Origin of the sequence: Streptomyces sp. Isolate_45 (assembly GCF_024721315.2) — a bacterium.
Lineage (GTDB): Bacteria > Actinomycetota > Actinomycetes > Streptomycetales > Streptomycetaceae > Streptomyces.
Map to the genome: position 1 here is coordinate 1 of NZ_JANFAK020000181.1, position 15,099 is coordinate 15,099.

13 protein-coding genes and 2 pseudogenes are annotated in these 15,099 nt (G+C 70.9%); 12 read left to right on the forward strand and 3 right to left on the reverse strand.

What is annotated here, in order from left to right:
- Together NOD94_RS34885 and NOD94_RS34890 are read left to right on the forward strand one after the other, a co-directional pair.
- A partial coding sequence (locus NOD94_RS34885) for an FUSC family protein (protein ID WP_281210228.1) occupies nt 1–1,339 on the forward strand: 1,339 nt, incomplete at its 5' end.
- Between the two features lie 107 nt (nt 1,340–1,446).
- A complete protein-coding gene (locus NOD94_RS34890; protein ID WP_281210229.1) occupies nt 1,447–1,692 on the forward strand; it encodes a DUF397 domain-containing protein in 246 nt (81 codons plus the stop codon).
- Between the two features lie 133 nt (nt 1,693–1,825).
- On the opposite strand, the gene NOD94_RS34895 is transcribed toward NOD94_RS34890, so the two are convergent.
- The gene (locus NOD94_RS34895; RefSeq protein WP_281210230.1) at nt 1,826–2,311 is read right to left on the reverse strand and encodes an ATP-binding protein; all 486 of its coding nucleotides are present in this window, start codon (nt 2,309–2,311) and stop codon (nt 1,826–1,828) included.
- 359 nt (nt 2,312–2,670) lie between these two features.
- On the opposite strand from NOD94_RS34895, the gene NOD94_RS34900 reads away from it, so the two are divergent.
- The 9 genes and pseudogenes from NOD94_RS34900 to NOD94_RS34940 form a co-directional block, all read left to right on the forward strand.
- Entirely contained in the window at nt 2,671–3,549 is an 879-nt protein-coding gene (locus NOD94_RS34900; RefSeq protein WP_281210231.1) for a helix-turn-helix transcriptional regulator, read from the forward strand.
- Nucleotides 3,550–3,638: 89 nt separating this feature from the next.
- Nucleotides 3,639–5,096: an aldehyde dehydrogenase family protein gene (locus tag NOD94_RS34905; protein WP_281210232.1), complete on the forward strand. Its 1,458-nt coding sequence runs from the start codon at nt 3,639–3,641 to the stop codon at nt 5,094–5,096.
- Nucleotides 5,097–5,159: 63 nt separating this feature from the next.
- Nucleotides 5,160–7,241, forward strand: a complete 2,082-nt coding sequence (mrdA, locus tag NOD94_RS34910) for a penicillin-binding protein 2 (RefSeq protein ID WP_281210233.1) — start codon at nt 5,160–5,162, stop codon at nt 7,239–7,241.
- A 108-nt stretch (nt 7,242–7,349) separates the two neighbouring features.
- The gene (locus tag NOD94_RS34915) at nt 7,350–7,862 is read left to right on the forward strand and encodes a DinB family protein (protein ID WP_281210234.1); all 513 of its coding nucleotides are present in this window, start codon (nt 7,350–7,352) and stop codon (nt 7,860–7,862) included.
- A gap of 36 nt (nt 7,863–7,898) precedes the next feature.
- Entirely contained in the window at nt 7,899–8,540 is a 642-nt protein-coding gene (locus NOD94_RS34920; RefSeq protein ID WP_281210235.1) for a PadR family transcriptional regulator, read from the forward strand.
- An 84-nt stretch (nt 8,541–8,624) separates the two neighbouring features.
- Nucleotides 8,625–9,590: an ATP-binding cassette domain-containing protein gene (locus NOD94_RS34925; RefSeq protein ID WP_281210236.1), complete on the forward strand. Its 966-nt coding sequence runs from the start codon at nt 8,625–8,627 to the stop codon at nt 9,588–9,590.
- On the forward strand, nt 9,587–10,375 hold the full coding sequence (locus NOD94_RS34930; RefSeq protein ID WP_281210237.1) for an ABC transporter permease: 789 nt from the start codon (nt 9,587–9,589) through the stop codon (nt 10,373–10,375). Before NOD94_RS34925 ends, NOD94_RS34930 begins: the two co-directional genes overlap by 4 nt.
- A gap of 83 nt (nt 10,376–10,458) precedes the next feature.
- Nucleotides 10,459–11,217 carry a MerR family transcriptional regulator gene (locus NOD94_RS34935; RefSeq protein ID WP_281210238.1) on the forward strand — a complete coding sequence of 253 codons (759 nt, stop codon included), beginning with the start codon at nt 10,459–10,461 and terminating at the stop codon, nt 11,215–11,217.
- Between the two features lie 163 nt (nt 11,218–11,380).
- Nucleotides 11,381–12,016 (forward strand): annotated as a pseudogene (locus NOD94_RS34940) (VTT domain-containing protein); the annotation flags it as partial.
- A 175-nt stretch (nt 12,017–12,191) separates the two neighbouring features.
- On the opposite strand, the gene NOD94_RS34945 reads toward NOD94_RS34940, so the two are convergent.
- Together NOD94_RS34945 and NOD94_RS34950 are read right to left on the reverse strand one after the other, a co-directional pair.
- Complete coding sequence (locus NOD94_RS34945) at nt 12,192–13,838, reverse strand: threonine/serine exporter family protein (protein WP_281210239.1); 1,647 nt, start codon at nt 13,836–13,838, stop codon at nt 12,192–12,194.
- Nucleotides 13,839–14,191: 353 nt separating this feature from the next.
- Complete coding sequence (locus tag NOD94_RS34950) at nt 14,192–14,686, reverse strand: inorganic diphosphatase (RefSeq protein WP_008742522.1); 495 nt, start codon at nt 14,684–14,686, stop codon at nt 14,192–14,194.
- A gap of 164 nt (nt 14,687–14,850) precedes the next feature.
- Between NOD94_RS34950 and NOD94_RS34955 the strand changes: the two are divergent.
- Nucleotides 14,851–15,099 (forward strand): annotated as a pseudogene (locus NOD94_RS34955) (D-alanyl-D-alanine carboxypeptidase); the annotation flags it as partial.

Consider the following 15,099-nt stretch of genomic DNA (forward strand, 5'->3'; position numbering starts at 1 on the left):
GATCCGCCCCGTGCTGGCCTCGCTGGCCGACCCGGCCGTCGGGGCGCCCGCCGAGGGCCCGGCCCGGGACCGGGTGCGGGAACTGCTCGCCGCCGCGGCGGCCGTGCTGGACTGCGCCGCGCGGGCCATCCGGCAGGGGGAGCCCGTACGGCTGCCCGCGCCCGAACTGGCCGTGCTGAAGGCCCCCGACCTGCCGGAACTCTTCGACGGGGCACCGCTGCGGGCCGCCCGCAGGCTCGCCGCGCTGTTGGACGACGTACTGGAGACGGCCGCACCGGGCTCCGGGCGCACCGCCGACCCCGACGAGGCGATGCTGCGGCCCACGCTGGCGGGGATGGTGCCCCACGTGCTGAAGGCCGTACGGGCCGAGCTGCGCCCGGGGTCGCCCGTGCTGCGGCACGCCGTGCGGGTGACGGTCGTGGCCTGCGCCGGGTACCTGATCGGGGGCGCGTTGCCGTTCGGGCACGGCTACTGGGCGCCGATGGCCTCGGTGATGGTCATGCGGCCCGACTTCTCCCAGACCTGGTCCCGGGCCGTGGCCCGGTTCGGCGGCACCCTGGTCGGGGTGGGCGTCGCCACCGCGATCGTGCAGTTGGCGCAGCCGGGGATGTACCTGTCGGGTTTCCTCGCGGTGCTCAGCGCGGGCCTGATGTACGTCCTGATGCGCACCGGGTACGCCGTCGCCCAGGCCTTCGTCTCCGCGTACGTGGTGTTCCTGCTCGGGATGGGCGGCGTCGGCTGGGACCAGACCGTGCCCGACCGGATCGCCCTGACCCTGGTGGGCGGGGTCCTCGCCATGGTCGGGTACGCCCTCTACCCGGCCTGGGAGACGCCGAGGCTGCGGACCCGGCTCGCCGACTGGCTCGCGGCCGTCGGGCGGTACGCGGCCGCCGTGCTCGGGCAGTACGCCGATCCGGCCGGGGCCCGGCGCGCCGACGTCCGGGAGGCCCTGCTGGAAACCCGCGACGCCCGGATCGCCTGGCAGGAGGCGCTCGACCGGGCGGAGGGGGAGCCCGTACGCCACCGGGGGCTGTCCCGGGCCGCCGCCGACGGGGCGGGGGACGCGGTGGCCGCCTTCGGCCGCAACGCCATGCTGCTGGAGGCCCACCTCCCGGACCGCGCCCACGCCCCCGTTCCCGGCGCGGCCGAGCTCGCCGAGGCGCTGCGGGGGGCGACGGAGGCGGGGGCGCGGGCGGTCCGGGAACGGCGGGTCCCCGAGTGGGATGACGTCAGGAGCCTGCTGGCCGACTGGAATGCCCCGGAATCAGGGGTGTTGCGGGGGGCCGCGGAGCAGCTGTTGGAGTCGTTGGACGAGGTCACGGAGGCTTTTCGCCCCTGACAGTGATCGATTCACCACCCCGCGTGCACGTGCATCTGCCCATGCATGCGCTTATGAACACAGCTATGATCCGGTGGAGTTGACATCTGCACTATCGGGGGCTTCCTGTGGACCACGCGTACAACGGGATGGCAGCTGCAGAACTCGCTTCCATGTATGAGCTGACCTGGCAGAAGAGCCGACACAGCAACTCGCAGGGTTCCTGCGTGGAGTTCGCCAGACTGCCCGGCGGCGATGTCGCCATGCGCAATTCGCGCTTCCCGGACGGGCCGGCGCTCGTGTACACGCCGGCCGAGATAGAGGCCCTGCTCCTGGGCGTCAAGGACGGCGAGTTCGATCACTTGATCGGCTGACGGAACAGCGCACCGTTTCACGCCATGCACGTGCACTGGCCGGGACTGATCCAAACGATCAACCCCGGCCAGTGGCCCCCGTGAGTGTCCGGTTCGCGCACCCCGTGCGCGCGGGTTCCGCCGAACCCGCGCGTCAGTCCTGGAGCAGGAACAGCGCCCAGACGACCTTGCCGGTCAGCCGGCCCGCGAGCGGGTGCCAGCCCCAGCTGTCGCTGTACGCGTCCACCAGGTACAACCCCCGACCCGACTCCAGGTCGCAGTTCTCGTCGGTCCGCTCCGGCACGAACGACCCGCCGGGCCGGTCCTCGCTGGGATCCCGCACCGCGCACACCAGGCGGGTGCTCCACCGCATCAGGTGCAGCCGTACCGCGGGCTCCGGCTCGCCGGACGGCCGCGCGTCGTCGGGCAGCGCGTGGCGCAGGGCGTTGGTGACGAGTTCGGAGACGACGAGGGAGACGTCGTCGAAGCGCTCGTCGAGGCCCCATTGGGACAGCGTGGACCGGGTGAACGAACGCGCGCCGCGCACCGCGTCGAAGCGGGCGGGCAGACCGCATGACGCGGATCCGGAGACAGCCGTGGGGTCGACCGGGGGCAGCCCCTGCCGTAACGGCTCGAGCATGGTCGATCCATTCGTCCCCATGCGAGGCACTCCCGGGATTCGCGGACGAAGCGGCGGCTCTGTCCATGGAGAACTGCGGGGTGGGTCCCGCGCCGGCGCGAAGTGCACGCAGGTGCGCGGCACCATCGTTCCGAATGGCGCAGCCGGATGCAAGGGCAGATGCACGTGCACGCGCCCGCTCCGTCCCTTCCCGTGACGGTTCTTGCTCATTTCTTCCTACGCATACTTACGGACTTCTTTTCCGGGACGCCGGATTCCGTTACAGAACGAGTACGGGCCGATGCGTTTTGGTGGCAGACTGCGGCACCGGGGTACGGGGGCCCCGCCGAGCACGCGCACACCACGCGCACACCATTGCGATGGGGAGGGCAGGACTAGTGACCGCAGAAGCCAGCGGTTCTGTGGTGCGACGCATCCTCCTGGGCTCTCAGCTCAGGCGACTCCGAGAATCCCGCGGCATCACCCGTGAGGCGGCCGGCTACTCGATCCGCGCATCCGAATCGAAGATCAGCCGCTTGGAGTTGGGAAGGGTGAGCTTCAAGGCCAGGGACGTCGAAGACCTCCTCACGCTCTACGGAGTGACGGACGACGCCGAGCGCGAGTCCCTGCTGGGACTGGTCCGGGAGGCCAACGCAACCGGCTGGTGGCACAGCTACGGCGACGTGCTCCCCGGGTGGTTCCAGACGTACATCGGCCTGGAGGGCGCCGCCTCGCTCATCCGGATCTACGAAGTCCAGTTCGTTCACGGGCTCTTGCAGACCGAGGCGTACGCCCATGCCGTCGTCAGCCGGGGCATGCCCGGCGCGAGCGCCGCCGAGATCGACCGCCGCGTCGCACTGCGCCTGGAGCGCCAGAAGGTACTCGTGTCCGAGAACGCCCCGATCTTCCACGCCGTGCTCGACGAGGCCGCGCTGCGTCGCCCGTACGGCGACCGCGACGTGATGCGGGGCCAGTTGGAACACCTGATCGAAATCAGTCAGCGGCCGAACGTGCAGCTCCAGGTGATGCCGTTCTCCTTCGGCGGCCACGCGGGCGAGAGCGGGGCCTTCACCCTGCTGCGCTTCCCCGAGTCCGACCTCCAGGACATCGTCTATCTGGAACAGCTCACCAGTGCCCTCTACCTGGACAAAGAAGAGGAAGTGGCACAGTACGCGCGGGCGATGCGGCGACTCCAGGCCGACTGCCCGGATCCCGACAGGACTCGCGATCTCCTGCGAGGACTGCTCCAACTGTCTTGATCCGCACGTACTATGACGTCTGATCAGTGTATGACGACCGACCGGTCTCCGGTGCAGCGCAAGGGTGCGCGCTCGCAGTAAGGGATGGCATGTCCATATTCACCGACCTTGCTCACCAGTACATAGACGGCGAATGGCTGGCCGGCACCGGTTCGTGGGACATCATCGACGTCAACCCGTACAACGGGGAGAAGCTGGCCGCCATCACCGTGGCCACGGTCGAACAGGTCGACCGGGCCTACCGGGCGGCCGAGCGGGCGCAGAAGGAATGGGCGGCCACCAGCCCGTACGCGAGACGCGCGGTCCTGGAGCGCGCGCTGCGGATCACGGAGGAGCGCCAGAAGGAGTTCGTCGAGGCGATGATCGACGAACTCGGCGGGACCCGTCCCAAGGCCGAGTACGAGGTCCACCTCGCGATGGAGTTCCTGCGCGAGGCGGTCCAGCTGGCGGTCCGCCCCGAGGCCCGCGTCCTCCCCTCCCTGGTGCAGGGCAAGGAGAACCGGGTCCAGCGACTCCCCGTCGGGGTCGTCGCCGTGATCAGCCCCTTCAACTTCCCGCTGCTGGTGACCCTCAAGTCGGTCGCCCCGGCGCTGGCCCTGGGCAACGCGGTGGTCATCAAGCCGAACCAGAACGCCCCGGTGTCCGGCGGCGGGATCATCGCCAAGATCTTCGAGGAGGCGGGCCTGCCCGCCGGGCTGCTGAACGTCCTGGTCACGGACATCGCCGAGATAGGCGACGCGATCCTCACCCACCCCGTCCCCAAGGTGATCTCCTTCGCCGGGTCCGACCGCACCGGCCGGCACGTCGGAGCCGTCGCCGCCCGGCACTTCAAGCGGACGGTCCTCGAACTCAGCGGCAACAGCGCCCTGGTCGTCCTCGACGACGCCGACCTCGACTACGCGGTGGACGCGGCCGTCTTCAGCCGCTTCGTCTTCCAGGGCCAGGTCTGCATGGCCGCCAACCGCATCCTCGTCGACGCCTCCGTGGCCGAGGAGTTCACCGAGAAGTTCACCGCCCGGGTGCGCGCCCTGAAGACCGGCGACCCGCGCGAGGCCGACACCCACATCGGTCCGCTCATCAACTCCTTCCAGGCCGACGCCCTGACCGCGCTCGTGGACCGGGCCGTGGAGTCCGGCGCGCGGGCGCTCGTACGGGGGTCTACGCGCGGCAACCTGGTCGAGCCGACCGTACTGGCCGGGCTCCCGGAGGACTCCCCGCTGCTGACCCAGGAGATCTTCGGCCCCGTCGCGCTGCTGGTCGTCTTCGACGGCGAGGACGAGGCGGTGCGCCTGGCCAACGCGACCCCGTACGGGCTCAGCGGCGCCGTGCACACCCGGAACGTGGAGCGCGGGGTCCGGTTCGCCGGTCGCATCGAGACCGGCATGATCCACGTCAACGACTCCACCATCGGCGACGAGCCCCTCACCGCGTTCGGCGGGGAGAAGGACTCGGGCCTGGGTCGGCTGGGCGGAGAGGCCACCGTGGAGGCCTTCACGACCCAGAAGTGGATATCGGTCCAGCACGGCCGAACCCGGTTCCCGTTCTAGGTCGCCGGTCGCGGCCCCCTACACTCGGCCGGGCGTACGGCTCGCGTCCGGGGGAGATCAGGGTTGAGCAACATTCCGGAGACCGGCCGGACCCCTCGGGTCCAGAACCGGCTCGTCGTCATCCAGGTGGTCGTCTTCTCGCTGCTCCTCACGCTCGGGGGACGGCTCTGGTACCTCCAGGTGCGCAACGGCCAGGAGTACACGGACGAGGCCAAGAACAACCACGTCCAGCAGGTGATCCAGCCCGCCGTGCGCGGGTCGATCCTGGACTCGCGCGGGGTTCCGCTCGCCGACAACGCGACGCACCTCGTGGTCTCGGCCGGCCGCACCGAGCTGCTGGCCATGAAGGACAAGGGCAAGGGCGTCCTGACGCGCCTGGCCGGGATCCTCGGCATGGACCCCCAGGAGGTCCTCGACAAGGTCCGGCTCTGCGACGCCAAGACGAAGCAGCCCTGCTGGAACGGGTCCCCGTACCAGCCGATCCCGATCAGTGACGAGGCCACCACCGAGCAGGCCCTGCAGATCCGCGAGCACCCCGAGGACTTCCCGGGCATCACCGCCGAGGCCACGGCCCTGCGCCGCTACGCGGGCCCCGACCAGGCCAACACCTCCCAGGTACTGGGCTACCTGTCGCCGGTCACCGACGAGGAGATCGTCAAGGCGAAGAAGACGGACTCGCCGTACCTGCGTTCCGACCAGGTGGGGCGGTCCGGCCTGGAGCGCACCTACGACAAGGAACTGCGCGGCAAGGCCGGCGTCACCCGCTACGAGGTGGACAACCTGGGCCGGATCCTCGGGCAGGGCGAGACCGACCCGGCGCAGCCCGGCTCGAACATCGTGACCTCCATCGACTCCCGGGTGCAGGCGGTCGCCGAGCGCGAGCTGAACGCCGCGATGATCGAGGCGCGCAAGGGGTACGACAGGAACACCCACCGGAACTACGAGGCCGACTCGGGCGCCGTAGTGGTGATGGAGACCAGGACCGGACGGGTCGTGGCGATGGCCTCGAACCCGACGTACGACCCCAACGCCTGGGTGGGCGGCATCTCCGCCAAGGACTACGCGGGCCTCACCGCGAAGGAGTCCAACTACCCGCTGCTGAACCGGGCGATCCAGGCCCAGGCGGCGCCCGGCTCCATCTTCAAGGTGGTCACCTCGGCCGCCGCGGTCAACGCGGGGTACCCGTTCAACCGGCGCTACCCCTGCCCCAGCGCGTACACGGTCGGCAACCAGACCTTCACGAACTTCGAGTCGCAGGGGCACGGCGACATCACCATCGGGCGGGCCCTGGAAGTCTCCTGCGACACCGTCTACTACGCCATCGCCGACCAGGAGTGGAAGAAGGACGGCGGCATCAGGCCGAAGAAGGACCCGAACGACTGGTTCCTCAAGACCGCCCACGAGTTCGGCCTGGGCAAGCGCACCGGCATCGACCTGCCCAACGAGGTGCCCGGCCGGATCCCCGACCGCAAGTGGAAGCAGGACTTCTTCGAGGCGAACAAGGACGCCTGGTGCCGGGACGGCAAGAAGAACGGCACCTTCGCCGAGAAGATCGCCTACGAGAACTGCCGTCAGGGCAACCAGTTGCGCGAGGGCGACGCCATCAACTACTCGATCGGGCAGGGCGACACGCTCGTCACCCCGGTCCAGATGGCCTCCGTCTACGCGGCCATCGCCAACGGCGGCACGATCCACCAGCCGAGCGTCGGCAAGGCGGTCATCAGCGCCGACGGCCGGTCGGTGCGGGAGATCGCGCCCAAGGCGCAGGGCAAGCTGCCGATGGACGCCAAGACCCGTGACGACATCGACGAGGCCCTCGCCGGGGTGGCCACCAACGGCAGTGCCGCCTGGCGCTTCGGCGGCTGGCCGCAGAAGCAGATCCCGATGCACGCCAAGACGGGTACCGCCGAGGTCCAGGGCAAGCAGACCACCTCGTGGTTCGCCTCGTACACCGCGGACTACTCGATCGTCATGACGATCTCCCAGGGCGGCACCGGATCCGGGGCGTCGGGTCCGGCGGTCCGCAAGATCTACGAGGCCATGTACGGGCTCGACCCGACGGGCAAGCAGGACCTCTCCAAGGCCCTGCTCCCGCAGCCCGCCACCGCCCTGCCCGTGATCCGGCAGGACGAGCAGGGCCAGTGACGCGGCGTCGCGGGGTTGCCGCGGGTTGAGGACAGAAGCTGACCGCAAGGCTCCGTAGCGTGGTTCTCGTCAGCAGGAGAAGAACCCCACGGAAGTAGGCGGTCGGCCATGGCTCAGGTTTCCACAGAGGTCCCCGGTGACGAGCGCGGGACGCTCCTCGCCTTCGTCGAGGCCCAGCGCGAGGGGCTGCGCGAGGCGGCGCGGGGTCTGACCGAGGAGCAGGCGGCGAGCCGGCCCACCGTCAGCGAGCTCTCGCTGTCCGGGCTGCTCAAGCACGCGGCCGGGTGCGAGCTCGGCTGGCTGCGGATGGCGCAGCAGCGCCCGGCCGAGGACGCGCCCGACGAGCAGTCCTGGAGCGACGGCTTCCGTCTGGTCGGCGGGGAGTCGATGCCGCAGGTGCTGGCCTTCTGGGACGGCGTCCGGCAGGAGACCGAGGCCTTCATCGGAGCCGTCCCGAGCCTGGACGACACCTTCCCGCTGCCGCCGGCCCCCTGGTTCCCCGAGAACGGCAAGGTCTCGATGCGGTGGATGCTGCTGCACCTGATCGAGGAGTACGCCCGGCACGCCGGCCACGCGGACATCATCCGCGAGTCCGTGGACGGGACCAAGGCCATGGGCTGAGGCGGGGCGCGCGCGGGGGATGAGTAGCCTGGCCCGATGTCAGCGATTCGGCTCCTCGTCCTCGGTGCGGTCCGCCAGCACGGCCGGGCGCACGGCTACCAGGTGCGCAACGACCTGGAGTACTGGGGCGCCCACGAGTGGTCCAACACCAAGCCCGGCTCGATCTACCACGCGCTCAAGCAGATGGCGAAGCAGGGCGTCCTGCTCGCCCACGAGGTGGCGCCGAGCGCGGCCGGCGGGCCGCCGCGGACCGAGTACGAGGTGACGGACGCGGGCCGCGAGGAGTACTTCCGGCTGCTGCGGAAGGCCCTGGCGGCCCACGACCAGAAGACGGACGTGCTGTCGGCGGCGATCGGCTTCATGGTGGACCTGCCGCGGGACGAGGTACTGGCGCTGTTGCGCGAGCGGCTGGCGAAGCTGGCGGACTGGCGGTCCGCGGTGACCGAGTACTACACGCCGGAGGGCGGTCCCGGGCAACTCGGGCACATCGGCGAGATCATGCACATGTGGGTCCACTCGTCCGACGCCGAGGCGGAGTGGACCCGGGGGCTGATCGCCCGGATCGAGGAGGGGGCGTACTCCTTCGCCGGCGAGGGCGGCGACCCGTTCGTGGGGGTCCTGGCGGACGGCCAGGAGAACCCCTATGCGGAGCAGAAGACTCCGGAACGACAGGACTAATCAAGTTTGACTAACCCGCGCGGCGGGCGTAGCTTTGCCGATCCAGCTAATCAAATTTGACTAATCGACTCATGAGGAGCGGTCTTGGCGATCTCCGTCGAAGGAGCGCACAAGCGGTACGGGGAGAAGCGGGCCCTCGACGGGCTCGACCTGGAGGTACCGGCCGGGACGGTCCACGCCGTCCTCGGCCCCAACGGCGCCGGGAAGACCACGGCGGTCCGGGTGATGAGCACCCTGCTGCGGCACGACGGGGGCGTGGTGCGGGTGGCGGGGCACGACGTGCGCGAGGACCCGGCGGCCGTCCGCGCCCGGATCGGACTGCTCGGCCAGCACGCCGCGCTCGACGAAAAGCTGGACGGGCGGCAGAACCTGGAGATGTTCGGCCGCCTCCACCACCTGGGCTCCCGGCGGGCCGGGTCGCGGGCCGACGAACTGCTGGCCCGCTTCGACCTCGCCGACACCGGCCGCAAGCCGGTCGCGCGGTACAGCGGCGGCATGCGCCGCCGGTTGGACCTCGCGGCGTCCCTGATCACCGACCCGCAGGTGCTGTTCCTGGACGAACCGACCACCGGCCTCGACCCGCGCGGCCGCGCCGAGGTGTGGGGCGCGGTCCGCTCCCTGGTCGGCGCCGGTACGACCGTCCTGCTGACCACCCAGTACCTGGAGGAGGCCGACCGGCTGGCCGACCGGATCTCGCTCGTCGACGCGGGTCGGGTGGCCGCCGAGGGCACGGCGGACGAGCTGAAGGCCCGCGTCGGGTCGGACCGGATCGTCGTCGTCCTGCGGGAGGCGGCGGACCTGGCGCGCGCGGCGGAACGCCTGCCCCACCCGGACCCGTCCGTGGACCGGGACGCGCTGACCCTGAGCTTCCCGGTGCGGGACCGGATGGCCGGCCTCACCCGGACCCTGCGGGCCCTGGAGGAGGGGGGCATCGAGGCGGTGGACATCTCGGTGCGCCGCCCCACCCTCGACGAGGTCTTCCTCCGGCTGACGGGCGGCCCCGCAGCCGCCGACGCCGGTACCGAGGAGAAGGCCGAGGTGGCCGCATGAGCACGCCCTGGGTGGTCACGGACTCCTGGACGATGACCCGCCGCGAGCTCGCGCACTGGGCGCGGCAGCCGGTGCAGGTGATCGTCGGGCTGGTCTTCCCGGTGATGATGCTGCTGATGTTCGGCTTCCTCATCGGCGGCGGGCGCGGCATCGACGGCGAGTACGTCGAGTTCCTGGTGCCCGGCATGTTCGCCCTCACCATGGCCTTCGGCCTGGAGGCGACGATGACGGCCGTCACCCAGGACCTCGGCAAGGGGGTCATCGACCGGTTCCGCGCGATGCCGATGTCCTCGTCGGCGGTGCTCGTGGGTCGCAGCGCCGCCGACATGCTCCAGTCGGCGCTGGGCCTGGCCGTCCTCGCGGGCGTCGGGCTGCTGCTCGGTTGGCGTTGGCACGGCTCGGCGGCGGCCGCGCTGACCGCCTTCGCGCTGCTCCTGCTGCTGCGCTTCGCGATGCTGTGGATCGGGATCTTCCTCGGCATGGCGGCGGGCCGGCCGGAGCTGGTCCAGGCCGTGCAGATCCTGGTGTGGCCGGTGGGCTTCCTGTCCAACGCGTTCGCCACCCCGGCGTCGATGCCCGGCTGGCTGGGCGCGGTGGTGGAATGGAACCCGATGTCCGCGACGGCCACCGCGGTGCGCGACCTGTTCGGGAACCCGGCGGGCGCGGCGTCCTCGGCGTCGTGGGCGGCGGAGCACGCCGCGCTGCTCGCCGTCGGCTGGCCGCTGCTGCTGCTCGCGGTGTTCTTCCCGCTGGCGGTGGCCCGCTTCCGAGGGCTCAGCAAGTAGGCCCGCGCGGCGGACTTGCACCTCACGCGGCGTGAGGTCCCACAGTGAGGGGCGTACCCAACCGATGGGAGGAGCGGGAAGCGATGGGCTGGTCAGTGGGTCAGGTCGCCGGGTTCGCCGGAGTGACGGTGCGCACGCTGCACCACTACGACGAGGTCGGGCTGCTCTCCCCGAGCAGCCGCAGCGGGGCGGGACACCGGCGGTACGACGACGCCGACCTCGACCGGCTGCAGCGGATCCTGTTCTACCGGGAGCTCGGCTTCCCGCTCGACGAGGTCGCGGTCCTGCTGGACGACCCGGATTCGGACCCGGAGGAGCACCTGCGCCGGCAGCACTCCCTGCTGTCCGACCGGATCGCCCGGCTCCAGCAGATGGCCAAGGCCGTTGAGCACGCCATGGAGGCGAAGAAGATGGGCATCAACCTCACGCCCGAGGAGAAGTTCGAGGTCTTCGGGGACTTCGACCCCGACGAGCACGCCGAGGAGGCGGAGCGCCGTTGGGGCGGCACCGACGCGTACCGGGAGTCGACCCGCCGCACCGCGTCCTACACGAAGGAGGACTGGCAGCGGATCCAGGCGGCGGCCGCGGACATCAACGACCGGTTCGCAGCCCTGTTGGACTCCGGCGCGGCCGCGGAGTCCGAGCCGGCCATGGACCTCGCCGAGGACCACCGGAGTTGGATCAACGGCGCCTACTACTTCTGCACGTACGAGATCCACACCTGCCTCGGTGAGATGTACGTCGCGGACGAGCGGTTCACCGCGTACTACGAAGCCGTCCGTCCGGGTCTGGCCGTTTTCGTCCGGGACGCGATCCTCGCGAACGCGATCCGGAAGGCGTAGCCGCGAGCTCGCCGGGAGTTCACCGGAAGGCTCCCGCACAGTGCGCACACGGCCCCCGCAGGTACCTGGAACCTGGCGGGGGCGGTGTGCGTTCATAATTGGAACCACCCGTCATGCCCCGCATCCCCGCTGATCCCCCTCGATCCAGGAGAGCCCGGAACTCGTGTACACGCTTGCGCTCGGCCCTGAGTGGCTGTCCCCGGACTATCTGATCGGGGAGTTCGGCCTGATCGGAATCCTGATCATCGTCTTCGCCGAATCGGGACTGTTCGCGTTCCTGCCCGGCGACTCCCTGCTCTTCACGGCGGGCCTGTTCGTCGCGAGCGGCAACATCAGCCAGCCGCTGTGGATGGTCTGCACCCTGATCGTGCTCGCCGCCGTGATCGGTGACCAGGTGGGCTACCTGATCGGCAAGCACTTCGGGCCGAAGCTCTTCAACCGGCCGAACTCCCGGCTGTTCAAGCGCGAGAACCTCGACGCCGCGCACGACTTCATGGAGAAGCACGGTCCCAAGGCCATCGTGCTCGCCCGTTTCGTGCCGATCATCCGCACCTTCGCGCCGATGGTCGCGGGCGCCGGCGAGATGAAGTACCGCACCTTCCTGACCTACAACATCATCGGCGGCGTCCTGTGGGGCGCGGGCGTCACCTGCCTCGGCTACAAGCTCGGCCAGTTCGAGGTCATCAAGACGAACATCGAGCCGATCTTCATCGGCATCGTGCTCGTCTCGATCATCCCGGTGATCTTCGAGGTGCTGAAGGCCCGCAAGAACAAGGCGAAGTCCGCGGCCTCCGGTCCCGCGCAGGGCGTCGGCGCCCCCGAGGACCCGCAGCCGCGCGGCCGCCACGCCAAGCGCTGACCGCCCGTACGGACGCCCGTACGACGCCCCGGGGACCAGGAGTCCCCGGGGCGTTCGCGTGCCCGCAGACGGCCGCCCAGCCTCCTCCCGGCGTCGGAGGGCGTTCGGCCGGCCGTCAGAAGCCGCGCGTGCGCTTCGCCGCCCGACGTTTCGCGGCGCTCTCCGCGCCCGGGATCCGCATGAACAGGCGGGAGGTCTCCGACCCGAGGTTGACCCCGACCGCGATGGCGAGCGCGATGGCGGCGGCGTTGGTGAGCGAGGCCAGTCCCGCGTCGAGCCGGTTCTCGGCGATCGACAGCAGCCCGTAGTACGTCGCGGAGCCCGGTAGCAGCGGCCCGATGGCCGCGGTCACGTAGGGCAGGGCCGAGGCGAACCGGTAGCGGGAGAAGAGCTGCCCGAAGAGGCCGACCAGACCGGCCGCGATGGCAGTGGACGGCACCGGGGGCAGCTCGGCCGCCCGCAGCGCCCCGAAGGTCACCCAGGCGACCCCGCCGTTCAGCGTCACGATCAGCACGGTGGAGCGTTCCTGCTGGAGCAGGATGGCGAAGGTGAACACAAGGACCATCGAGGCCAGGATCTGCAGGATCGGCCGGGAGGGGATCTGGAGGACCTCGTCCGGGTTCGGCTCGGCGCCGAACTGCAGGCCGACGTAGATCACCACGAGCACGCCCACGATGATCCCGATGAAGAGGTACATGACCTCCAGGAGGCGGGCCGAGGCCGTGATGTAGAAGCCGGTCAGGCCGTCCTGCACGGCCGCCACCAGGGCCCGCCCCGGCAGCAGCGCGAACAGCCCACCGGTGATCACCGCGGACGCGCGGACGTCGATCTCGGCGATCTTCAGCGCCACCCCGATCGCGGCCGGCGGCATCGCCGCGACCACGAACTGGTAGAACTCCGGCAGCCCGCGCCCGGCGCAGAACCAGGCCAGCCGGTCACCGAGGACGGCGCCGAGCACGGCGCAGAAGAACACCGTGACCCCGCCGCCGACCAGCGTCGAGGCGGCCCCGGCGAGCAGTCCGGCGGCGGCCGTGAGCACCCAGCCCGGGTACGGGTGGCGGTTGCGGCGGATCTCGGCGAGGCGGCGGTAGGCCTCCTCCAGGGAGATCTCCACCTCGTGCGCGCTGATGTCGTCCACCAGCCGGAAGACCGCCGCGAGCCGCGTGTAGTCCGTGCCGCGCCGGCGCACCGTGCGGTTCGCCGAGACGGGGTCGTCGACCAGGGAGGGCTGGTGGGTGATGGACAGCAGGGTGAAGGTGACCGTGGGCTCGCAGCGGTCGAGGCCGTAGGAGCGCGCGACGGCGAACATGGCCGCCTCGACGTCCTCGGCGCCCTCGCCACCCGCCAGGAGCAGTTCGCCGATGCGCAGCGTGAGGTCGAGCACGCGGCCCACCGCGGGGCCGCTCTCGCTCTTCTGCACCGGTTCGGCCACCGGCCGGACGTCGACCGGCATGCGCAGCATCACGCGCATGCGGTCCTGCCAGGGCGATTCCTTCATGCGGGAGCCGGGGAACCCGGCGCCCATGCCGGGGGTGTACGCGGGCGGGGAGTGCTGGGCGCTGTAGGTGGCCGGGGCCGCGAAGGCGGAACCCTCGGGCTCGACGGGCAGCGCGGCCAGGCCTTCGGGAACGGTGAACTCCGACGTCGGCTGCTCGTCCTCCGGGGACTCCGCCGCGATGCCGCGCGGCGCGGTGAAGGCGCTGCGCGCCTCGTCCGACTTCGGCTTCCGGTCCTCGAACCCGGATCCTTCGGCCTCCGCCACGCGTCCTCCCGTCCTCGCCGGTTCCGGCTCGGACCCAAGTATGCGGAATCGTTTCCTCCCCGGCGAAAGCGGACGGCCATCCGCCACTCAGGCCGTCGGAAGCGGCTTCCGGTCCTCGACCGGTCGGCCCGTCCTCGCCCCGTCCTCGGCCCGTCCTCGCCCGGCCCTCCGCCCCTCCTCCGCCGGCCCTCCGGTACGGCCCCGGCGGTCGTCCGGCGTCGCTCCGCCGGGCCGGCCCCGGGCGCGACGCCCGCCCGGACACGACGAACGGGCGGCACCCCCCGGAAGGGGTACCGCCCGCGGTCGAGTCAGCCGGTCGGCGCAAGGCGCCGACACGGATCACCGAGCGGAGCTCAGTGGTGGCCGCCCTGCGCCTCCAGGCGCTTGTACGAGGCCTCGATCTCGGCCTCGGCCTCGGTGCGGCCGACCCAGTTCGCGCCCTCGACGGACTTGCCGGGCTCCAGGTCCTTGTAGACCTCGAAGAAGTGCTGGATCTCCAGGCGGTCGAACTCGGAGACGTGGTGGATGTCGCGCAGGTGCTCGACACGCGGGTCCGAGGCCGGCACGCACAGCAGCTTGTCGTCGCCGCCCGCCTCGTCCGTCATGCGGAACATGCCGATCGCGCGGCACTTGATCAGGCAGCCCGGGAAGGTCGGCTCGTCCAGGATGACCAGGGCGTCCAGCGGGTCGCCGTCCTCGCCGAGGGTGTTCTCGACGAAGCCGTAGTCGGCCGGGTAGCTGGTCGAGGTGAAGAGGCGACGGTCCAGACGGATCCGGCCGGTCTCGTGGTCCACCTCGTACTTGTTCCGCGAACCCTTGGGGATCTCGATGGTGACGTCGAACTCCACGTCCTGCTCCTCCATGATCAGCTTCATTGCTACGGGACTGCATTTGATTCAACCGCGCGCGCGTCCCGCCCGGCCCCGTGGGGTGGGGTGCCATGCTCGCGGCAAGACGCAGTGGTTAAGTGTCCCTCACGCATATGTGTGATCGCGAAAGGGGCTGGTCCGAGGTGCCATTGGTCAAGACGTGGCAGCTCATCGCGGGGTCGGCCGTGGCCGGCCTCGCCCTCTCGGCGGTGACGGTGGCAAGCGCCGGGCCGTGGGACTCCGGTCAGCGTAAGGCCGAGCGGGACAGGGCCGCCTCCTGGAGCCGTGCGGGTGGCGCAGATCACGTCGCGGGCGCGGGCCTGCCGAAGCCCGCGGCCAGCGCCCCCGGCGTGCTCCCCGGCATCGGCCCGTCCGCCCCGGCCGGTGACCGG